Consider the following 20526-nt stretch of genomic DNA (forward strand, 5'->3'; position numbering starts at 1 on the left):
GCTCACTCGAGTTCCGGTGCCTGGTTGATCAACGCCCAGAACTTGCCCAGGGTCTGCACCGCGCCGAAGAACTGGTCCACGTCCACCGGCTTGACCACGTAGGCGTTCACGCCCATGTCCCAGCTGCGGGCCAGGTCGCTTTCCTCGCGCGAGGACGACAGGATCACCACCGGCAGGCGCTTGAGTTCTTCGTGCTCGCGGATCTGCCGCAGCACTTCCAGGCCATCCATGCGCGGCATCTTGATGTCCAGCAGCAGCACCGCCGGCAGGCCTTCCTCGCGGTTGGCGAAGGCACCGCGACGCAGCAGGTAGTCCATCACTTCCACGCCGTCCTCGACGTGCACAATGGGATTGGCCAGACGCGCTTCTTCCAGGGCGTCGATCGCCATTTCGGCGTCCGCCGGGCTGTCTTCGGCGAGAAGAATGGTGCGCAGAGTCGTCATGCAGAGGGACCTTGTTTGTCCGCGTCGGTCGCGGGGGGCAGGTAGAAGTGGAAGGTGGCGCCGACGTCCGGTTCGGCCTCGGCCCAGATACGGCCACCATGGCGGGTCAGCACGCGGCGCACGCTGGCCAGGCCAATGCCGGTCCCCGGGTAGTCACTGGCCTTGTGCAGGCGCTGGAACACACCGAACAGCTTGCCGGCGTAGGCCATGTCAAAGCCTGCACCATTGTCGCTGACCGTGAACTGATGGCCGCCGTCGGGCTGCTGCTGGTAGTCAACGCGGATCTTCGCCGGCTCGCGGTTGCCCGAGTACTTCACTGCGTTGCCGAGCAGGTTGAGCCAGACCTGGCGGATCATGTTCTCGTCGCCCACCACGATCGGCAGCGGCGCGATGCTCCACTCCACCTGGTGCGCATGGCCGCTGTTCTCGGCCTCGGCCTGCAGGTTGGAATCGAGCATGGCCCGGGTGTCGGCCACCAGCGACTGCATGTCCACCGCCTGCTGCCGCATCGCCGCGCGGCCAAGGCGCGAGTAGACCAGCAGGTCGTCGATCAACGCTGCCATGCGCCGGGCCGAACTGGAAATCACGTCCAGATAGTGGAGGCTCTTGTCATCGGCCTGATCGCCGAGGTGGCGCGACAGCTTGTCGGAGAATCCGGCCACGTGGCGCAGCGGTGCGCGCAGGTCATGCGAGACCGAATAGCTGAAGGCCTCCAGCTCGCGGTTGACCTCGGATACCTGCGCAACCTTGCCTTCCAGCTGGCGGTTCAGGTCTTCGACGCGCAGCTGCACTGCGCGCTGCATGGTGACGTCGCTGATGGTCAGCAGCACCACCTCGTCATCGGTGTCGGGCAGCGGCATGCGCCGCGCGTTGAGCAGCATGTAGCGCACCATGCCGTCGGCGGTGCGCTGCTCGTGCTCGAAGTCCCACAGTTCGCGACCGCGCGACAGTACGTCGGCCAGGCGCTGTCGGACCACCGGATCCTGCCATGCGTTGTCGCCAACGTTTTCCAGCAGCAGGCCGTCGGCGCGCTCGTCCTGCAGGCCGTACAGCTCAGCGAATGCTGGATTGTGCAGCTGCACGCGCAGGTCGCGGTCGAGCAGCACGATCGGTTCGCGTACGGTCTGCAGCACCGACGCCGCACGTGCAGCCGAGCGCAGCGACTGCCGCTCCGCATGCAGGCGACGGCCGATCTGCCGCTGCAGCAGCCACAGCACCAGGCCGAGCAGCGCCAGCTGGATCACCAGCGAACTCCACGACACCAGTTCGGTCTGCTTGCGTTGACGCGCCGCCTGCTCGCCGCGCAGTGCCAGCAGCTTCTGCTCGCTGGCCTGCAGTTCTTCCACCAGCCCGCGGATGGGATAGCGCGTACTCAGGTCTTGCACCAGCTCGCGCTGGTCGCTGTTCGGTTCGGACCTGGCCAGCTCGCGGGCAAGTGCCATGCGGCCTTCCAGCATCGATTCGATCCGACCGATGCGGATCAGCTGGTCGGGATTGTCGCGGGTCATCCGGCCCAGTTCGGCCAGGCGCCCGGGTATTTCATCGGCCCGCGCCATGCGCTCGCGCAGGCCGGGGGCATCCACGCCCTTGGACAGGGTCAACGCGGCCGATTCAACATCGCGCACATCGGCCTGCAACTGCTGCAGTGCCACGCCCACGGCCTGGGTGTGGTTGACCCAGGCCATCGCTTGTTCGCTGTCCTGCTGCAGTTTGCGCAGGGTCAACCACGGCACCACGATGATCGCGGCGGCGGCCAGCGCCAAGGCCGGCAACCGCCAGCGGTCCCAGATGTCGTCACTGAAAACCAGCGCCATAGTCCCTCGTCAGCTCTGCCGCGACGCGTTGGCCGGGCCGAGCCCGGTTGCGGCGGAACCGGCAATATAGCGCAGGCGGTCACAACTCTGGAATTTCCAGCGCGGTCGGCTGAACGGGTTGGCAATCAGACCTGTAGGGCCGAGCCCATGCTCGGCTGCCTTGGAGTTCCAGCCGAGCATGGCTCGGCTCTCAAGGTCAGCGGGCGCCCCGCGCGGGGGCGCCCAACCGATTCAGCGCTTGGCGGCAGCGCTGACCTTCAATGCGGCGGCATCGACGCGGGTCACGCCCTTGATGCCCTTGGCGGTAGTGACCGCCTTGTCCTTCTCGGCCTGGGTGGCCACGGTGCCGCTCAGGCTGACTACGCCGTTCACCGTTTCCACCTTGATCTCGGTGCCCGGGACGTTGCTGCTGGTCAGCAGGTCAGCCTTCACCTTGGTGGTGATCCAGCTGTCGGTCACCGGTTCGTTGGAATCATGGCGATCAGCGTGGGTAGCCGGATGTGCGCTGGTGGTCGGCGGGCTCTTCGCGGCCGGGTCCTTGGCGAATGCGGTCGAGGAGGACAGCGCCAGGCCCAGCGTCAGGGCAGAAGCAATCAGCGTGCGAGTGGTATTGCTCATCGTGTCGTTCTCCTTCGGGATGTGCTGCCAGTCTGGACAAGCGCACGTAGAGCAGGCGTGGCGTCGCGGTCATGCCGCCGTGAATCGAAGCGTTTCCAACGGCAACGGTTCAGTTTTGGGCTGTCCGCATCCGTCGTTTACCCTGCCCTTCCCCCCTGCCGGAGCTCTGCCATGCGCCCCGACCTGCACCTGGCCCTGATCGGCTACGGCCTCGCCGGCCGCGTCTTCCATGCGCCGCTGATCCAGCACACGCCCGGCCTGGCCCTGCACAGCATCGTCAGCTCGCAGCGCGACACGTTGCTGCGCACGTTCAGCAACGTACACGTGCGTGCAACGCCACAGGACGTGTTCGACGATCCAGCCGTGGATGCGGTGGTGATCGCCACGCCGAACGAACAGCACGCGCCACTGGCGATGGCCGCGCTGGCCGCCGGCAAGCACGTGCTGGTCGACAAACCCTTTGCGCTGGATGTGGCCGAGGCGGAAACGGTACTGGCCGCAGCACGCGACGCCGGCCGCATCGCCACCGTGTTCCAGAACCGGCGTTTCGATGCCGACTTCCTCACGCTGCAGGCGCTGCTGGCCGAAGGCACGCTGGGCGAGGTGGCCGAATGCCATGCGCATTTCGACCGCTACCGGCCGCAGGTGCGCGACCGTTGGCGTGAGCGGGACATGCCAGGCAGCGGCCTGTGGTACGACCTCGGCCCGCACCTGCTGGACCAGATGCTGGTGCTGTTCGGCTGGCCCGACGCCATCGATGCGGATCTGGCCGTGCAGCGCCAAGGTGGCGCCGGCATCGACTACTTCCATGCCGTACTGCACTACCCGCGGCATCGCGCCATCGTGCATGCCGGTTCGCTGGTGGCTGCCCCTGCCCCGCACTTCAGCGTGCATGGCAGCAAGGCCAGCTGGATCAAGTACGGCCTGGATGTGCAGGAGGCCCAGCTGCGCCGCGGCGTAGCACCGGGTGCGCCCGGATGGGGCATCGATCCGCGGCATGGCGAACTGGTGCGCTGTGATGCAGAAGACAATGTTCTGCGCAGCACCGTCGACAACCTGCCCGGCGACTATCGTCGGTTGTATGCGCAGTTCGCGGCGGCGATGCACGGCGACGGCGAAGCAACGGTCAGCCCGATGCAGGCACTGCAGTTGATGCGGCTGCTGCAGGCGGGCATGGACAGCGCGCGCGAAGGGCGGCGGATCGCGTTGGACTGACCAGTAGATCCACGCCATGCGTGGATGACGTGGCAACGATCGGAGAAGGCTTTTGTAGAGTCGAGCCATGCTCGACTGGCTGCATGGGCTCTGCCTGGGGCCGGATCCCTTCGGCAACGCCGAAGGGCTCTGACCCCACCGCAGTGCTTACGACTTCCTGATGGCGTGGCCGCCGAATTCATTGCGCATCGCCGACAGCAGGCGATCGGTGAACGAATTCGATTCGCGCGAACGCAGGCGTTCCAGCAGCGACAACGTGATCACCGGTGCCGGCACGTCCAGTGCGATGGCTTCGGCCACGGTCCAGCGGCCTTCGCCGGAATCCTCCACGTATGGCGCGATGCCATCCAGCGACGGATTGCGCTTGAGTGCTTCGGTACTCAGGTCCAGCAGCCACGAACGCACCACGCTGCCGTGGCGCCAGACTTCGGCCACCTGGGCCAGGTCCAGCGCCATCTCCTGCTTGCGCTCCATCAGCGCGAAGCCTTCGGCATAGGCCTGCATCATCCCGTACTCGATGCCGTTGTGGACCATCTTGGTGAAATGGCCGGCGCCGGACGGGCCGACACGCGCCCAGCCACGATCTTCTGCCGGTGCCAGCGTGCGCAGCAGCGGTGCGATCTGCTCCACCACCGGCGCTTCGCCACCGACCATCAGGCTGTAGCCTTCCTGCAGGCCCCACACGCCGCCGCTGGTGCCGCAGTCGACGTAGCCCAGATCGTCCTCCGCCAGCGCCTTGGCGCGACGGATCGAGTCCTGGTAGTTGGAGTTGCCGCCGTCGATGACGATGTCACCCTCGGCCAGGTGCGGGGTCAGCTGGCCCAGCGTCTGGTCGACGGTTTCACCGGCCGGTACCATCAGCCACACCACGCGCGGCACCGGCAGCGCGGCCACGGCGGCGGCCAGCGAATCAACCACCTTCAGGCCGGCCTCGGCGGCGCGCTGGCGGGCGCCTTCGCCCGGGTCGTAGCCGACCACGCGGTGGCCGCCGCGATGCAGGCGCTGGGCCATGTTGGCGCCCATGCGGCCGAGGCCGATCATTGCAATATCCATTTTTTCACCTTCAGTTGGGGTCTAGGGTCAGGCTGCCTGGCCTGCCGGTAGCCGCGCAGTGGCGCAGTTGCGCCTCGCGCCAACGCCGGTAGAGCGTGGTATGCAGATTGTGCACCGCCAGGTCGATCGAAAACGGCGTTCTCGGGTTGCGATCGAGCAGGCGGACGATGTGGTAGCCGATAGGACGTATACCGCGCGGATGCACGTAGATCACGAACTGCTGGTAGAACGGATCGTCCAGCAGCTGATCCATGCGCACCAGAGCCGCGTGGTAGCGCGGCGCCAGGCCTGCGCGCAGCTGTGGATCGCGCTCGAACAGCAGGCGCTCGAAATAGCGCTGGCCGATGCGCGGGATGTCCTGCGCCAGTTTCCAGAGCTCGGCGTTGCGCTGGTCGTACCAGGCCAGGCCGGCGTGCAGTGCCAGCGCCTGCGCAGCGCCCTCGCCCACCTCGACCACCACGAAGTTCTCGGCCTGGTTGCTCAGGTCGTCCAGCGTGCCTTTGTCGTACACATGTTCGATGAAACCGGGCACGCCCACGAACGCCTGCCGCCCCATCGCCGAGGTGCGCACCGCCTTGCCATCGGCGAAGAGGTCGCCCGCATGCGCGCCGAGCAGGATGCTGTCGGTGTCGTGCAGTGCGAGAAAGGTGCCGATCGACAGTTCCTCCGCTGCGAACCCGGTGTCGAACGCAGCATCGCCATACAGCTCGCGCTGGGTGGCCAGCTGTGCGACCTGGCGGCCGACACCGCATTCGGCACGCACGGCACCGCTGTAGAACGCCTGCAGCGCATGGCTGTTCCCCGCGCGGGGCACGAAGCCACGACCGAAACTGCGCGTACGCTGCCAACCCTGTGCCGGTGCGCCCTGCAATCCGAAGCCGATCCATCCCAGCTGCGGGCCGGAGAAGCGGAACGTGGGATTGCCCTGCAATGCCGAAGTTGCGCGCCGCGTGGCCGCCCCCAGCTCGAAGGCATAGGCGCAGACGGTGGCGGGGTCATCCAGCAGCTGCTGCAGCAGTGCCTGCCGAGCGGCAGCAGGCAGCGCCGCCGGCCACCGCACCTGCAGGTCGCCGGCCGCTTGTGAATCAGCCAGCGAAGCACGCGTACATACGGGACCACCGCGCACCTGCGGCGCAGTGAGGGACGCTTCTTCGAAGCGCCACCCCAACCGCTGCAGCAGGCCCTGCGTACAGTCCAGGGATGGCGCTGCCGCGACCCACGCGGGCGCCAGCAGCAGGGCTGCAATCAGCCACCTGCCGCGCACACTCAGCCCTGGTCCGTGACCGCCGGTGCGGGTTCCGGCGCCGCTGCCGGCGATGGCGATGGCGTGCCCGTCGCGGCCGGCAGATACTGCTGCAGGCGCTGGAAGAAGCGACGATAGAACTCGGCATCCGTGACCGTGCTGCTGGCCACCTTCACCAGCGAGTCGTCGTTGCTGCCGAACGGCAGCGACACCGAGCCCAGCGCACCCACGCCGACACTGGCCGAGGTCGGGCTCTTCTTCAGCGCGTAGCGATCCTGCACTGCACTGACGAATACCAGCGTCTGGCTGCCGCGCGGGGCGCAGGAGATGCGCAGCACCAGCTGCTCATGGTCATCCTCGCGCGGCTGGAAGTTCTTGTTGCCCTCCACCTGCGCATCATCGGAACGGGCGATGGCATAGCCTTGGCTGAGCAGCGTGCGGCGCGCGGCCTCGCAGGCTTCGCCGGGGCGTCCCTCAACGGTGCGCGAGAAGGTATCGCCGGAATCGAAAGACTCGCGCAGCACGGTGCTGTCGGCGGCGTGGCCACCACAGGCCGAAAGGATCAAGGCGCTGGCGCACGCCACGGCAGCGCTGGAAAGACGGGAGGCCCGCATGGGTACTCCTGCGAGAACGGAAACACCAAGGGTAGTCCCGCCCCCGTGTGCGGCAGGTCGATATGCCCCCCCACGTTGCTCCCGGTTCATGCACGTAAAAGGGGACGGAGGGGATTAAGTCGTTTGCGGCACTTCACTGGCCCGGGCATGGCCCGGCGCAACCCAGATCGGGCTTCCCAAACAGAAAGGGGCCGGCAATGCCGGCCCCTGCGGATGTCGCGCGCCGTCTCCGGCTCAGTCCGCCCAGCGCCCCGCGCCGGTGGACTGCGGCAGCACCTGGGCCGACAGCGGACGGTCGTTGGCCAGCAGGTTCACCGCGTCGGCCAGGATCGAGGCCGACTCGCGCAGCAGCGGGTCCGGACGCTTCTCGGCGGCCTTCTCGCGGGCGGCATCCTTCACGATGTCGCGCTCGTTGCCGGTCAGGCCATCATCACTGCTGTCATCGGCCAGCGGGTCCAGGGCCAGGCCCAGCTCCTTGCGCTGCAGCTGGCGTTCCTTGCGCTGGGCGTCCTGGCGCTCGCGTTCGGCGCGACGGGTGGCCTCGTTGAGCGAGATGTACTTCTTCGCCGCCTCGGCACGGAACTGTTCGACGTCCTCGTTCCACCACTGGAATTCCTTGTCGGTCGCGATGCGCGCGTCGTGACGGGTTTCCAGCTTCGGCAGCAGCGGCGCGAAGTTGCCGTACTGGGTATGCGGCACGGCAGCGATGCGGGTCCACGGCAGTGCGTTGTCGTAGGTGCTTTCGCCGAACTCGGTGGCATCGACGCTGGCCGGGAAGGCCAGGTCCGGCACCACCCCCTTGTGCTGGGTGCTGCTGCCGCTGATGCGGAAGAACTGGGCGATGGTCAGCTTGACCTGGCCGAAGCGCTGGGTTTCGCCGCTCGGCCAGCGGTCGAGGTCGACGATGTTCTGCACGGTGCCCTTGCCGAAGCTGGTTTCACCGATCACCAGGCCACGGCCGTAGTCCTGGATGGCACCGGCGAAGATCTCCGAAGCCGAGGCCGAACCGCGGTTGATCAGCACCGCCAGCGGGCCGTCCCACGCCACGCCCTGGTTGCGATCGCTGTTGACGGTGACGCGTCCACCGGACTCGCGCACCTGCACCACCGGGCCCTGCTCGATGAACAGGCCGGTCAGTTCGATGGCTTCATCGAGCGAACCGCCGCCGTTGTTGCGCAGGTCCAGCACCACGCCGTCCAGCTTGTCGTTCTTGAAACCAGCCAGCAGCTTGGCCACGTCGCGGGTGGCCGAGGCATAGTCGGCGGCATTGCGGCGACGGCCTTCGAAGTCCTGGTAGAAGGTCGGCAGCTTGATCACGCCGATCTTCCGTGCCGGCTCGCCGTTGGCGGCCGGAATGGTCATGGTCTCGCCCTTGGCGGCCTGTTCGGCCAGGCGCACCTTCTGCCGGGTCAGCACCAGCGTGTGGTGCTTGCCGTCCACGCCCTCGGCGGCCGGGATGAATTCCAGCTTGACCTGGGTGTCCTTGGCGCCACGGATCTTGGCCACCACATCGTCGATGCGCCAGCCGATCACGTCCTCGACCTGGCCGGACTTGCCCTGGCCAACGCCGACGATGCGGTCACCCGGCTTCAGCGTGCCGTCCACCGCAGCCGGGCCACCGGCGATGATCTCGCGGATCACCACCACGTCGTCCTGGCGCTGCAGCTGCGCACCGATGCCTTCCAGCGACAGCGACATCGCCTGGTTGAAGTTCTCGGCGGTGCGCGGGGTGAAGTAGTCGGTGTGCGGATCGACAGCACTGGTGTAGGCGTTCATGAAGAACTGGAAGACGTCCTCGCCCTTCAGCTCATTGACCGACTTTTCCAGCGTGGCATAGCGCTTGTCCAGCGTCTTGCGGATGTCGTCCGGCTTCTTGCCGGCCAGCTTCAGGCGCAGCCAGTCGTTCTTGACCGACTTGCGCCACAGCTCATCCAGCTCGGCGCTGCTGGCCGCCCACGGCACCTTCTTGCGGTCGTACTCGAAGCGTTCGTCGGTGGTGAAGTCCGGCTCCTGCTTGAGCAGCTTGCGCGCAAAGGCCACACGTTCACCGACACGCTGCTTGTAGACCGCGAACACCTGGAACGCCGGCTCAAGCTCGCCGCCACGGATGGCCGAGGAGATGTTGGCTTCGAAGGGCGCAAAGCGCGCCACATCGGCCTGGGTGAAGTACTGCTTGGCGCCGTCCAGCGTCTCCAGATAGCGCTTGAACACGTCCTTGGAGGTGGCCTCGTCCAGCGCACGCGGGCGATAGGCGTAACGACTGTCGGACAACAGGCCATACACCAGCTTGGAGGTGGTCACCTGATCGGCGGTTGCCGCAGCGGGCAATGCAGGCGAGTCGGCCTTGGCCGCCAGCGCCAGCGGCGCGACCAGCGCCAGGGCCATCAGGAATGCGGGGGCTTTGAATTTCATTGACGTGCTCGAAGGCGCCTTGCCAAGGGGGAGACTGCAGGGTGTTCAGACACCCCGACAGTGCCGAAAGTTGCCGGGTTTGTCACCCGGCCGCGCTCGGTGGAAAACCAGCCTAGCCGGGCCGGTGTAGCAAATTGTGAATGCAGGCGAAGGCGTGCGGACCAACGGTCCGCACCCACCAGAATGGTGATGACACCCATTGGCAGCGCCGGGCCATGGCCCGGCGGCAACCGCTTACCGGACGCCGGCGCCCTTGGCCTGCACGTCTGCGTGGTACGACGAGCGCACCATCGGGCCGGACGCCACATGGCTGAAGCCCAGCTCGTAACCGTAGTCTTCCAGCGCCTTGTAGTCCTCGGGGGTCCAGTACTTCAGCACCGGGTGGTGGTGCGCGGTCGGCTGCAGGTACTGGCCGATGGTGATCATGTCCACGTCGTGCGCGCGCAGGTCACGCATCGTGGCCTTGATCTGTTCGAAGTCCTCGCCCAGGCCCAGCATGATGCCGCTCTTGGTCGGCACGTCCGGGTGCTGCGCCTTGAAGTTCTTCAGCAGGTTCAGCGACCACTGGTAGTCCGCACCCGGGCGCACGTTGCGGTACAGGTCCGGCACGGTCTCGATGTTGTGGTTGAACACATCCGGCGGGTTCTGCGCCAGGATCTCCAGCGCACGCTCCATGCGGCCCTTGCCGCGGAAGTCCGGGGTCAGCACTTCGATGCGGGTACCCGGCGACTTCTCGCGGATGGCGGTGATGCAGTCAACGAAGTGCTGGGCACCACCGTCGCGCAGGTCATCGCGGTCGACGCTGGTCACCACCACGTACTTCAGGCCCATGTCGGCCACGGTCTGGCCGAGGCTGGCCGGCTCGTTGGCATCCGGCGGCTTCGGGCGGCCATGGGCCACGTCGCAGAACGAGCAGCGCCGGGTGCAGACCTCACCGAGGATCATGAAGGTGGCGGTGCCATGGCCGAAGCATTCGTGGATGTTCGGGCAGCTGGCTTCCTCGCATACCGTCACCAGGCGGTTCTCGCGCAGCTTGGCCTTCAGGTTCTGCACGGCATTGCCCGAAGGAATGCGCACGCGGATCCAGGACGGCTTGCGCAGTACCGGCGCATCGGCGAACTGCACCGGCGAACGGTTGATCTTGTCACCGCCCAGCTGCTTGACCCCGGCCTGCAACGGCGCGGCGGACGGAGAATCGCCCTGCACGATCTGCAGGGGAATGGAACGGGCGGTGGTTTCAGTCATGGCAGTTCCGGGGGGGCGGTCAGGCGGCCGCAGAAAGATCGGGCAGTTCGGGCGTGTGCTGCAGCAGCAGGCCGAACTGGCGGGCCAGGTGGTCCAGCAGCACCGGCTTGACGGCCTCCATCCCGGAGGGGCCGCCCAAGTCCAGCACCGAGGTCACCTGCAACCCCTGATAGCCGCAGGGATTGATGCGGTGGAAGGGTTCCAGGTCCATGGCCACGTTGAAGGCCAGCCCATGGAAGGTGCAGCCGCGGCGCACGCGGATGCCGAGTGCGGCGATCTTGGCACCACCGACGTAGACGCCCGGGGCGCCCTCGCGGCGTTCGGCGCCGATGTTCCACTCGGCCAGGGTATCGATGAGCGCCTGCTCGATGCGGCACACGTAGTCGCGCACACCGATGCCCAGCCGTGGCAGGCGCAGCAACGGATAGATCACGATCTGGCCGGGACCGTGATAGGTCACCTGGCCGCCGCGGTCCACGTGCAGCACGGGGATGTCGCCCGGCGCCAGCACATGCTCGTCCTTGCCGGCCTGGCCCAGGGTGAACACCGGATCGTGTTCGACCACCCACAGCTCGTCGGCATCGGCGTCGCTGCGCTGGTCGGTGAAGCGCTGCATGGCGCGCCACACCGGTTCATAGGGCTGGCGGCCGAGGTCACGGACCAGCGCCGGACGCGGCGCACGGTTCTCCGGGGCGGCTTCGGCCGGGCAGGTGTCGGCTACAGCGTCCACTTCACTTCCGGGTGGTCACGCAGCGCCTGGTGCGCCAGGTCGTACTGTTCGCGGCTCTCGGCCTTGAACACGATGCGGACGGACACGTACTTGCCGTTGGAGGAGTGCTTCCAGCTGATGCGTTCGTTCACCACATCGATGCCGGCGGCCAGCAACAGGCGGGGAAGCTCATGCTCCAGGCCGCGGTTGGCCGGGCCCATGGCGCTGAGCTCGAACTGGCCGGGGAACTGGAAGCCGTGGTCGGGGTTGTCGGACTTGATTTCCATGGCCCCATTATCGGGCCGCAGGGCAACAAACCCAAGAGTATTCATCAACGCCAGGGCGGCACCGGCGGTCTGCTGCGTTGCAGGCGGCCCAAAGGGACGGGCCTGAGGCCCAACGGCAGCTGACTGCAATTTCCTACCGTCACCCACGCGAATATCGTACGGGCGGCCCGCGACCGCCTTCACGCCAGGCCTGCGGCGCGTGCGCGGGTAGCAAATTGTGCCCGCCGGACAATGTCGTTTTCGGAACAGACAAGTGATCTGGACGTGCTCGTTCCGACGCGCGGGCACGAGTACCGTAGCGTTGCAGAAAACGACTGAAAACCGCCCCCTTCCCCATGAGCATTCCATCCATGCGTAGTGTCGCAGCCCTCGGGCTCGCCGGCCTGCTGGCCTCTGCCCTCCCCCTTGCCGCCCAGGCGGCCGAACAGTGTGGCCCGGACGCCATGCGCGACCACCCGCCGCAGGTCAATTTCCGCGTCGACAACGACCTGTTCGGCGGCCGCCACCAGGATCAGGGCTATACCAACGGTGCGCTGTTGACCCTGGTCTCCCCCAATCTGGTCGATTACACCGACGACCCCTGCCTGCCGCGCATGGCGCGCTGGGTGAACCGGTACCTGGAAGGGCTGCATCCGGGCAAGTTCGAACAGCAGAACATGATCTTCAGCATCGGCCAGGGGATCTTCACCCCGACCGATTTCAGCCGCAGGGACCTGATCGAGGACGACCGCCCTTACGCCGGCGTGCTGATCGCGAACTTCGGTTTCAATGCGCGCAGCGGCGACCGCCTGCAGACCACCCAGCTGACACTGGGCGTGGTCGGCCCGTGGGCACAGGGCAAGCAGGTGCAGGATGCCGTGCACGAAGTGCTGGGCGACGAAAAATTCAAGGGTTGGGACAACCAGCTGCACAACGAACCACTGTTCATGCTGACCCATGAGCGCATGCGCCGCTGGCCGGGCGATGCCAGCGTCAATGCCGACGGTTGGGGTTGGGACGCGATCAGCCACTACGGCGGGTCGATCGGCAACCTGGAAACCAAGGCCAATTTCGGCGGTGAAGTGCGCTTCGGCTGGAAGCTGCCGGACGACTTCGGCAGCACGCCGCTGCGCCCGGCCGGCGAGAACACCGCGCCGAGCCGCCGCGGCCGCCCCAGTGGGTGGTCCTGGCACCTGTTCGCGACCTCGGACGCTGCCTGGGTGATCCGCGACATCACGCTGGATGGCAACACCTTCCGCAACAGTCACAGCGTGGACAAGCGCCATGTGGTGGCCTACGGCGGGTACGGCGTGGCGGTGATGTACGGCCGCTGGAAGTTCGCCGCCGCGCGCTACCACAGCACGCGCGAGTTCAACGGCCAGCGCGAGGCGCCGGTGTTCGGCAGCTTCACCATCAGCCGGTCGCTGTAAGCGAGGGGCTGAGGGTAGTGCCGGCCGCTGGCCGGCTGTTGGCACATCCGGATGGGTTCAAGCGGAGCCGGCCAGCGGCCGGCACTACCCGCATCCGCACGGAACCGGCATCCCGAAACGAAAAGGCCGGCATTCGCCGGCCTTTTCGTTCACCACGCCGGGGCGTGGATCATTCCGATTCCCACCACATCCAGAAGCTGTCCCACAGGCGCTTGAAGAAGCCAGCCTGCTCGACGGCGGCCACAGCGACCAGCGGCGCCTCGGCGATGACCTTGCCATCCAGCGTGACCTTCACGGTGCCGATCTGCTGGCCTGCAGTGAACGGCGCCTCCAGGGTCTTGGGCACGTCGATGCTCGGCTTCAGGTCGTTGTAGCGGCCGCGCGGCACGCTCACCAGCATCGGCTGGGCCACGCCCAGCTGCACCTTGTCGGTGGTGCCCTTCCAGACCTTGTGCTCGGCCACGGCCTTGCCCGGCTCGTACAGGCGGTGGGTCTCGAAGAAGCGGAAGCCCCAGTTCAGCAGGGCCAGGCTGTCATCGGCACGCTGCTTTTCCGACGCACCGCCCAATACCACGGCGATCAGGCGCTGGTCGCCGCGCTGCGCCGAACTCATCAGGCAGTAACCGGCTTCGGAGGTGTGGCCGGTCTTGATGCCGTCCACGCTGCCGTCGCGCCACAACAGCAGGTTGCGGTTCGGCTGCTTGATATTGCCGACCTGGAATTCCTTGATCTTGTTGTACGCGTAGGTTTCCGGGTAATCACGCACCATCGCGCGGCCCAGCAGCGCCAGGTCGTAGGCAGTGCTGTGGTGGCCTTCGGCAGTCAGGCCGTGGGCGTTGACAAAGTGGGAGTTCTTCATGCCGATCTTGGCGGCGTAGCTGTTCATCAGCGACGCAAAGGCTTCTTCGCTGCCGGCCACGTGCTCGGCCAGGGCGATCGCGGCGTCATTGCCGGACTGGATCGCCATGCCCTTTTCCATGTCTTCCAGGCGTGCGGTCTGGTTGACCGGGAAGCCGCTGTAGCTGCCATCGGTGCCGGCGCCGCCTTCGCGCCAGGCGCGCTCGCTCATCATCACCTGGTCATCCGCACGGACCTTGCCGTTCTTGACCTCGGCGGCAACCACGTAGGACGTCATCACCTTGGTGATGCTGGCCGGCGCGAGCTGCTCGTGGATGTTCTCGCCAGCCAGCACCTGGCCGGTAGCGTAGTCCATCAGCACCCAGGCCTTGGATACGCTCGGCACCGGCGCCGGCGGGGTGGCAACGGTGGCCGGGGCGGCAGCGGCAGCGGCGGGCGCCGGCGTGGCCGGGGTCGGCAGCGGGGTCTGGGCGGAAGCCAGGCCCACCACCAGGGTGGCGGCCAGGGCGGTGGCGGCGGAACGGAAATTCATTGGACAGCAGGCTCCAGGGGGACGGCCAGGAATGGAGGGTGGAACGTAGTGGCCATTGTAAGGCCGGGGCAGCATGGGCCGGCAGCACCGGCCCGGGCGGGTCAATCCTTGACGATCTGCGGCGAACCCAGGCCCAGACCGGCAATGCGGCCGACAAGTTCCGCGGCACTGGCATGGTCGCTGGCGGGAACGCGCAGGCGGAACAGGGTGCGGCCACCGGCGGCGATGTCGCTGATGGTCGCGCCGACGATGCCGGCGGCGTTGAGCTGGCCCATTGCGCGGTTGGCATTGTCGCGGCTGGAGAAGCTGGCGACCTGCACCATCACCGCGCCCACCACCTGCTGCGACAGGCTGGGGGCTGCTGCGGTGGCGGGCACCGTACGCACTGCTGCCGGCGCGACCGCGCGCGGCGCGGCGCTGGCGACGACAACCGGTGCCGCAGGGGTGCTGCGCACCGGCGGTGCGCTCGGCGGCAGGCTGCTGACCGCCACGTCCGGCACGGCGCTGGCCACGCCCTGGGTGGTGGCCGGCTGGCCACGCGCAGGCATGGCGTCGGCCGGCAGGCGCTTGACCAGGCGATCGATGTCGCTGTCGGCGGTGGCACGCGTGGCCGGTACCGGGCGCGCGCCGGCCACCGCGACCGCGGTTTCGGCGGCACGGCGCTCGCGGCGCGACGGCTTCTGCGCCAGCAGGTTGCTCTCGCCCGGCTGCAGCGCACGCACTTCCACGTTGCCGGTGCCGCGCTGGGTGATGCCCAGGCGCACTGCGGCGGCATAACTGAGATCGACCACGCGGCCGTCATGGAACGGGCCACGGTCGTTGACGCGCACGATGACCGATTCGCCGTTGTCCAGGTTGGTGACACGGGCGAAGCTGGGCAGCGGCAGTGTCTTGTGTGCGGCGGTGAACTGGTACATGTCGTAGACCTCGCGGTTGGAGGTCAGGCGGCCGTGGAACTTGGCGCCGTAGTACGACGCCGTACCGCGCTCGACATAGTTGCGGGTGTCGTCGAGCACCTTGTACGACTTGCCCAGCACCACGTAGGGCGATTTGTTGCCGATCGCCGAACGCTCTTCGGCGGTCACTTCCGGCTCGGGAATGCAGGCGACGTTGGGAATGTAGTCCGGGGTGCTGTCACGCACGCCGGGTTTGTACAGGCCGCCGGCGGTGTAGTTGCCGCGCGTGTTCGGGTCTTCCTTGGCCGCCGCATACGGCGAGCCCTCGGGGCAATGTGCCGGGCGCGCGCCGCGGCCCTGCACCACCGTGCCGCTGGGCTTGCCACCGTGGCCGGCCGTGGCCGGCTTCTTCGGCGCGCTGCTGCAGGCGGCCAGCGCGAAGACGATCAAGCTCGGGACCAGCCATCTGATGTTCATGCCGGGGGCAGCTCCTGTCCGGCGATGGCCTGCGACAACTGGAACACGGCCATCGCGTACATCTTCGAGAGGTTGTAGCGGGTGATCGCGTAGTAGTTCTGGAAGCCCAGCCAGTACTGCTTGCCCGTGCTGCCTTCCAGCGTGATCGGCGTGGCCGTGGCGCCCGGCTGCACCGGTGCGCTGGGCTGGTAGCCGCGCTCGGCCAGGTCGGCCAGCGACCAGGTCGGCATCCATTCGGTCGGGTTGAACTCCTCGCGCCCCGGCGCCAGCGTGGCCGGTACGGCCACCTGGCCACCCCGGACCCAGCCGCCCTTCTTCACGAAATAATTGGCGATGGAGGAGAACACATCGTCATAGCTGGTGAACAGGTCACGACGGCCATCGCCATTGCCGTCCACGGCGTAATCCAGGTAGCTGGACGGCATGAACTGGCCCATGCCCATCGCACCGGCATAGCTGCCCTTGAGCGTGGTGATGTCCAGCTTCTCCTCGCGGCCCAGCTCGAACAGCTTTGCCAGTTCGTCGCGGAAGAACAGCTCGCGGCGCACTTCGCGTTCCAGCTTGGCCGGGTCGCCACTGCGCGGGTAGTAGAACGCCAGCGTGTACAGCGCATCGAGCACGCGGTGGTTGCCGGCATTTTTCCCGTAACTGGTCTCCACGCCGATGATCGCCACGATCACTTCGGCCGGCACGCCGGTGCGCTGCTGCACGCGATCCAGTTCGGCACGATGCTGGGCCAGGAACGCGCGGCCGCCATCGATGCGTGCCTTGCTGATGAACATCGGCCGGTATTCGTTCCACGGTTTGACCCGTTCGGCCGGGCGCGACATGGCAGCGATGATCGGCTGGCGCACCTGCGCCTGGTCGAGCACGCTGCTGATCTGCTCCGGCTTCAGCCCATAGCGCTTGGCCGTATCGGCAACAAAGCGGGCCCGTGCGACCTCGAACGGCACCGGGGTGAGATCGACCGGCGGCGCTGTAGCAGCGGCCGCTTCGGGCGCGGCCTCGGCCGGGCCGTGGGCCTTGGTGGCGGGCTGGCGCGGCGTACTGCTGGCCTGGGGCGAAGACGGTGGGGACTTCGGCTGGGTCGCGCAGGCGACCAGGCCGAGGGTGAGCATGCAGGCCAGAGTGCGTCGAATCATCGTCGCAGGTTAGCAGGTCATGGATGAATTAAAACCCCTAACACCATGAATCACAACGATTTGCCCGCGTTCAGCGAGAAATGTGAAGACGTCGTGATCGGGCTTCCCCATTCAGATAGAGGTGGCCGGTTGCGTCCCCATCCCCGCAGACGCAACCGGCGACCGGATCCGGTCGGTACCTGCGCGGCTGCCGCTCCCCAGTGACAGTTCCCCGCGCTCCCTGTACCCGTTGGATCAGTACTGCTCCCGCCCGACGCCCCCTCGCGCTGCATCGATTGACGGCGCGCCGTGCCGAACGGGCCGCCATTGTGCAGGCCGATTACGACAAGTCCATTGATCAAGATCAACGCGGTGTAAAAATGTGAACCAGCTAACGTTTTTTTCGGACTTTCGTCCGGGAGCGTGTTGCGTCGCATTGTGGTGAGAACGCTTCCACAACAGGCATTGCGCAACATCAGAGAGTTTCCAGCCAACGGCGCAGCCCCTCGTGGGTGGTGTCTGGGTGGTCGCGGAAAGCAGAAGCCGCGGGTGGGCCGGTCGGGTTGGGTACGCGGGGGACGCCGTGAATCCGTCCATGGAGGCTTGGCAGCCGCATCCATGCGGCTGACTGATCAGACACCCCCGCGTACCCAACCCGACCGTCCTCTGACAGATTTCGGAGGTCTGCCACCCACGGAGAAGAAAGAGAAGTTCAAAAGCGGATCGCGGCGCTGCGCTTGCTCGTGATCCGAGCATGGCTATGCCGGTCGTCCTGACCGTCACCCTTCGCGCCGTCGCCATGGGTGACGTTGGCAGCGGCTCCTGCCGCTGCCTTCGGCTTTACAGGAAGCAATGAAGCGGGCGGCCAAGCTGCGTTTGCTTTTGATCTTCTTTTTCTTTCCGTGGGTGGACGAACACGGAATCTGCCAGCGGCCGGGTGGGTGGGCAGTGCGGGGTGTCTGATCTGGCCCCCTGAAAACGGACGCCATGAAGCCGTTTCAGGCGGCAGCCCGGAGCTGCCGGGCATAGTTGTTAGGCGAGTGGTAGCCCAGCGCCGAGTGTAGCCGGGCTGGATTATAGAAGCCGTGGATGTAAGCAGCGATGGACTGGCTGGCTTGTTCCCTACTGGCGTAAGGCTCGGCAGCCTCTTCTGTCTTGAACGTCGCAAAGAAGCTCTCGGCCACTGCGTTGTCCCAGCAATTGCCAGGCCGGCTCATGCTTTGGACCACGCCATGGGACTGCAGCAGCTGGCGAAACTCGTTTCCCCAGTACTGCCCACCACGATCTGAATGGAAGATCAGGCCGGGTCGTTGTGGATGCAGAGCCCAAGCATTGGCAAATGCTTTCACCACCAGCTCTTCAGTCAGACGCTTGGAAACGCTGTAGCCCAGCACCTGCCGGGTCTGGACGCTGATGACCACGGCCAGATGCAGCCATCCCTGGCGGGTGGGGACATACGTGATATCCCCGACCCACGCCGTCGGTCCGGTTCCGGGGGCAAATTGCCGATCCAGCAGGTTGGGAGCGAGCTGAGATGAGCCGCCAGAGGATTGGGGTCGGAATCGGCCTTTGGTCTTGCCCTGGATTCGCTCCTCGGCCATTAACCGTGCCACGCGCTTGTGGCCGACTGGATGATTCCTGGCTCGTAAAGCCCTGACCAGCCGACGTCGCCCATAACTGCGCTTGCTGGTCACATGAATGGCCCGAAGCTCGGTACGGAGGGCCGAATCGACATCGCACGTTTGGGCACACTGCCGGCGCAGGTAGTCATGGAATCCAGAGACAGAAACCCCAAGAACCCGACACAACAACCTGGTCGGGTAGTGAGTCCTTTGACTGGCGACGAAGGCGTACCTCACTTGGACTCTCTGGCAAAGAACGCCGCCGCTTTTTTTAGGATTTCCCGCTCCATCTTCAGATTGGCGTTCTCGGCCCGAAGGCGGCTGATCTCGCTTTCCAGGTCGGTGGCTGGCCTGCGAGCCTCAGAGGTCAACGACCGGCCAGCACGGACCGCGTCAAGCCAATTTGCCAGCGTCTTGACCGACATCTCCAGCTGACGGGCCGCTGCGGCCGGCCCGAGCGACTCGGCCAGCTCCACGGCTTGGTGCTTGAACTCATCGGTGTAGCTACGACGGGTGATACGGGACATAAGGGGCCTCCAAGTGCGATCAAAGTATCGCTTCTTGGCGTCCGCTGACGGGGGGCCAGATCAGTCCGCGGCATGGATGCCGCGGCCAAGCCCCCATGGATGGGTTCACGGCGTCCCCGTACTGCCCACCCACCCGGCCAGCCCTCAGCAATCCGGCTTTCAGCGACCCATTCCACCCACGAGGGGCTGCGCCGTTGGCTGGAAGCCCTATCCCCCGTGCACGGGCCGGTGCCCGCGTACCGCCATCACCAACCCGACGCCGGCCAGCAACGAGACAGCGGATGTCCCGCCATAACTGATCAGCGGCATCGGAATGCCCACCACCGGCAGCAGGCCGGAAATCATTCCGCCGTTCACCAGCACGTAGACGAAGAACGCCAGCCCCAGGCTACCGGCCAGCAATCGCGCGTGCGTGTCGCGCGCGTGCACCGCAATCCACAGGCAACGCCCCACCACGAACAGGTACAGCGCGAACAGCGTCACCACGCCGATCCAGCCAAACTCTTCGGCCAGCACCGAGAACGCAAAGTCGGTGGTGTACTCGGGCAGGAAATCCAGCGTGGCCTGCGTGCCCTGCCCCCAGCCGCGTCCCTGCCACCCCCCGGAGCCGATCGCGATGCGCGATTGCAGGATGTTCCAGCCGGTACCAAGCGGGTCGGCCGCCGGGTCGAGGAAGGTCAGCACACGATCCTTCTGGTATTGCCGCAGCAAGCCGAACCACGCCAGCGGTGCAGCCACTGCCAGCCCTGCCACCCCGGTCGCCAACCAGCCCCAGTGCAGGCCACCCAGCAACAACGCGAACACGCCACTGGCAGTAACCAGCGTGGCGGTGCCGAGGTTGGGCTGCATGAGGATCAATACCGCCGGCACGCCGATCAGCAGCCCGGCAGTCAATACCGTGCGCGGCGAGGGCGGCAGTGGTTGCCGATGCAGGTACCACGCCATCATCAGCGGCAGGCTGAGCTTGAGCAGCTCGGACGGCTGCAGGTAGAACACGCCGAGGTTCAGCCAGCGCTGCCCGTACTTGCCGGTGCCGATGACGTACACCGCCATCAGCGGCAGCATCGACAGCGCGTAGATCGCAGGGGTCCACGCACGCAATCGCAGCAGCGAAACACGCGACAGCAGCCACATCGCCAACAGCCCACCGGCAAAGCGTGCCGCCTGCCCGGCCACCGGGCCGGACACGCTGTGCAGCACCGCCAGGCCGGCGCCCATCAGGATCAACAACGCGCCCAGCAACGGCAGATCGATCGTGCGCAGCGCCTCACGGCAGCCGCCAAGCAGTCGTTTCCATTCCACGCGGGCACGGTAGCAACGGGTGCTTGCGTGAAGCTGTCATTGTGGTTCTGCGTTTGTAGAGTCGAGCCATGCTGAAGGTGGGTCAAGCCTGCTTCCAGCAGGCTTGACCGCGAACATAGGATCTCGACT

Annotated in this window: 18 protein-coding genes; 2 read left to right on the forward strand and 16 right to left on the reverse strand. The window is 66.5% G+C overall.

Going from position 1 to position 20526, the window contains the following annotated elements:
- Window positions 1–2 precede the first annotated feature (2 nt).
- From ACMGRF_RS15405 to ACMGRF_RS15415, 3 genes are all read right to left on the reverse strand, one after another.
- A complete protein-coding gene (locus ACMGRF_RS15405; protein WP_005411057.1) occupies window positions 3–443 on the reverse strand; it encodes a response regulator in 441 nt (146 codons plus the stop codon).
- Entirely contained in the window at window positions 440–2257 is a 1818-nt protein-coding gene (locus ACMGRF_RS15410; RefSeq protein ID WP_049410580.1) for a sensor histidine kinase, read from the reverse strand. Before ACMGRF_RS15410 ends, ACMGRF_RS15405 begins: the two co-directional genes overlap by 4 nt.
- Window positions 2258–2488: 231 nt before the next feature.
- Window positions 2489–2875 carry a BON domain-containing protein gene (locus ACMGRF_RS15415; RefSeq protein ID WP_049410577.1) on the reverse strand — a complete coding sequence of 129 codons (387 nt, stop codon included), beginning with the start codon at window positions 2873–2875 and terminating at the stop codon, window positions 2489–2491.
- Window positions 2876–3046: 171 nt separating this feature from the next.
- Here ACMGRF_RS15415 and ACMGRF_RS15420 point away from each other — a divergent pair, with 171 nt between their 5' ends.
- On the forward strand, window positions 3047–4090 hold the full coding sequence (locus tag ACMGRF_RS15420; RefSeq protein ID WP_111097331.1) for an oxidoreductase: 1044 nt from the start codon (window positions 3047–3049) through the stop codon (window positions 4088–4090).
- A 147-nt stretch (window positions 4091–4237) separates the two neighbouring features.
- Here the strand turns inward: ACMGRF_RS15420 and gnd are convergent, their stop codons facing one another.
- From gnd to ACMGRF_RS15455, 7 genes are all read right to left on the reverse strand, one after another.
- On the reverse strand, window positions 4238–5143 hold the full coding sequence (gene gnd / locus ACMGRF_RS15425; protein ID WP_049410572.1) for a phosphogluconate dehydrogenase (NAD(+)-dependent, decarboxylating): 906 nt from the start codon (window positions 5141–5143) through the stop codon (window positions 4238–4240).
- A 10-nt stretch (window positions 5144–5153) separates the two neighbouring features.
- Complete coding sequence (locus tag ACMGRF_RS15430; RefSeq protein ID WP_198994683.1) at window positions 5154–6407, reverse strand: hypothetical protein; 1254 nt, start codon at window positions 6405–6407, stop codon at window positions 5154–5156.
- A gap of 2 nt (window positions 6408–6409) precedes the next feature.
- Complete coding sequence (locus tag ACMGRF_RS15435; RefSeq protein ID WP_049410569.1) at window positions 6410–7000, reverse strand: DUF2242 domain-containing protein; 591 nt, start codon at window positions 6998–7000, stop codon at window positions 6410–6412.
- Between the two features lie 234 nt (window positions 7001–7234).
- Window positions 7235–9412: a carboxy terminal-processing peptidase gene (locus tag ACMGRF_RS15440; protein ID WP_180880738.1), complete on the reverse strand. Its 2178-nt coding sequence runs from the start codon at window positions 9410–9412 to the stop codon at window positions 7235–7237.
- Window positions 9413–9646: 234 nt separating this feature from the next.
- The gene (gene lipA, locus ACMGRF_RS15445; RefSeq protein ID WP_049410563.1) at window positions 9647–10657 is read right to left on the reverse strand and encodes a lipoyl synthase; all 1011 of its coding nucleotides are present in this window, start codon (window positions 10655–10657) and stop codon (window positions 9647–9649) included.
- A gap of 19 nt (window positions 10658–10676) precedes the next feature.
- Complete coding sequence (lipB, locus tag ACMGRF_RS15450; RefSeq protein ID WP_049437923.1) at window positions 10677–11387, reverse strand: lipoyl(octanoyl) transferase LipB; 711 nt, start codon at window positions 11385–11387, stop codon at window positions 10677–10679.
- The gene (locus ACMGRF_RS15455) at window positions 11375–11653 is read right to left on the reverse strand and encodes a YbeD family protein (protein WP_005411067.1); all 279 of its coding nucleotides are present in this window, start codon (window positions 11651–11653) and stop codon (window positions 11375–11377) included. Before ACMGRF_RS15455 ends, lipB begins: the two co-directional genes overlap by 13 nt.
- A gap of 350 nt (window positions 11654–12003) precedes the next feature.
- Here ACMGRF_RS15455 and ACMGRF_RS15460 point away from each other — a divergent pair, with 350 nt between their 5' ends.
- Complete coding sequence (locus tag ACMGRF_RS15460) at window positions 12004–13062, forward strand: lipid A deacylase LpxR family protein (protein WP_080352985.1); 1059 nt, start codon at window positions 12004–12006, stop codon at window positions 13060–13062.
- Between the two features lie 169 nt (window positions 13063–13231).
- On the opposite strand, the gene ACMGRF_RS15465 is transcribed toward ACMGRF_RS15460, so the two are convergent.
- The 6 genes from ACMGRF_RS15465 to rodA all read right to left on the reverse strand — a co-directional run bounded on the left by ACMGRF_RS15465 (window position 13232) and on the right by rodA (window position 20397).
- Window positions 13232–14452, reverse strand: coding sequence for a D-alanyl-D-alanine carboxypeptidase family protein (locus ACMGRF_RS15465; protein ID WP_049410554.1), 1221 nt, complete (start codon window positions 14450–14452; stop codon window positions 13232–13234).
- 101 nt (window positions 14453–14553) lie between these two features.
- A complete protein-coding gene (locus tag ACMGRF_RS15470; protein ID WP_049410553.1) occupies window positions 14554–15825 on the reverse strand; it encodes a septal ring lytic transglycosylase RlpA family protein in 1272 nt (423 codons plus the stop codon).
- Window positions 15822–16967 carry a lytic murein transglycosylase B gene (mltB, locus tag ACMGRF_RS15475; protein WP_058982400.1) on the reverse strand — a complete coding sequence of 382 codons (1146 nt, stop codon included), beginning with the start codon at window positions 16965–16967 and terminating at the stop codon, window positions 15822–15824. Before mltB ends, ACMGRF_RS15470 begins: the two co-directional genes overlap by 4 nt.
- Before the next feature lie 977 nt (window positions 16968–17944).
- Window positions 17945–18805 carry an IS3 family transposase gene (locus tag ACMGRF_RS15480; protein ID WP_099485319.1) on the reverse strand — a complete coding sequence of 287 codons (861 nt, stop codon included), beginning with the start codon at window positions 18803–18805 and terminating at the stop codon, window positions 17945–17947.
- Window positions 18802–19095 carry a transposase gene (locus tag ACMGRF_RS15485; protein WP_006388655.1) on the reverse strand — a complete coding sequence of 98 codons (294 nt, stop codon included), beginning with the start codon at window positions 19093–19095 and terminating at the stop codon, window positions 18802–18804. The genes ACMGRF_RS15480 and ACMGRF_RS15485 overlap by 4 nt, the downstream gene beginning before the upstream one ends.
- Window positions 19096–19302: 207 nt before the next feature.
- Complete coding sequence (gene rodA, locus ACMGRF_RS15490; protein WP_049415527.1) at window positions 19303–20397, reverse strand: rod shape-determining protein RodA; 1095 nt, start codon at window positions 20395–20397, stop codon at window positions 19303–19305.
- Window positions 20398–20526: the final 129 nt, after the last annotated feature.

It is taken from the genome of Stenotrophomonas sp. EMP41, from assembly GCF_047495535.1.
GTDB lineage: Bacteria > Pseudomonadota > Gammaproteobacteria > Xanthomonadales > Xanthomonadaceae > Stenotrophomonas > Stenotrophomonas sepilia.

Coding starts and splice junctions, on each gene's coding strand:
- ACMGRF_RS15405 (WP_005411057.1), bottom strand. CDS start 443: ATGACGACTCTGCGCACCATTCTTCTCGCCGAAGACAGCCCGGCGGAC.
- ACMGRF_RS15410 (WP_049410580.1), bottom strand. CDS start 2,257: ATGGCGCTGGTTTTCAGTGACGACATCTGGGACCGCTGGCGGTTGCCG.
- ACMGRF_RS15415 (WP_049410577.1), bottom strand. CDS start 2,875: ATGAGCAATACCACTCGCACGCTGATTGCTTCTGCCCTGACGCTGGGC.
- ACMGRF_RS15420 (WP_111097331.1), top strand. CDS start 3,047: ATGCGCCCCGACCTGCACCTGGCCCTGATCGGCTACGGCCTCGCCGGC.
- gnd (WP_049410572.1), bottom strand. CDS start 5,143: ATGGATATTGCAATGATCGGCCTCGGCCGCATGGGCGCCAACATGGCC.
- ACMGRF_RS15435 (WP_049410569.1), bottom strand. CDS start 7,000: ATGCGGGCCTCCCGTCTTTCCAGCGCTGCCGTGGCGTGCGCCAGCGCC.
- ACMGRF_RS15440 (WP_180880738.1), bottom strand. CDS start 9,412: ATGAAATTCAAAGCCCCCGCATTCCTGATGGCCCTGGCGCTGGTCGCG.
- lipA (WP_049410563.1), bottom strand. CDS start 10,657: ATGACTGAAACCACCGCCCGTTCCATTCCCCTGCAGATCGTGCAGGGC.
- ACMGRF_RS15455 (WP_005411067.1), bottom strand. CDS start 11,653: ATGGAAATCAAGTCCGACAACCCCGACCACGGCTTCCAGTTCCCCGGC.
- ACMGRF_RS15460 (WP_080352985.1), top strand. CDS start 12,004: ATGCGTAGTGTCGCAGCCCTCGGGCTCGCCGGCCTGCTGGCCTCTGCC.
- ACMGRF_RS15465 (WP_049410554.1), bottom strand. CDS start 14,452: ATGAATTTCCGTTCCGCCGCCACCGCCCTGGCCGCCACCCTGGTGGTG.
- ACMGRF_RS15470 (WP_049410553.1), bottom strand. CDS start 15,825: ATGAACATCAGATGGCTGGTCCCGAGCTTGATCGTCTTCGCGCTGGCC.
- mltB (WP_058982400.1), bottom strand. CDS start 16,967: ATGATTCGACGCACTCTGGCCTGCATGCTCACCCTCGGCCTGGTCGCC.
- ACMGRF_RS15485 (WP_006388655.1), bottom strand. CDS start 19,095: ATGTCCCGTATCACCCGTCGTAGCTACACCGATGAGTTCAAGCACCAA.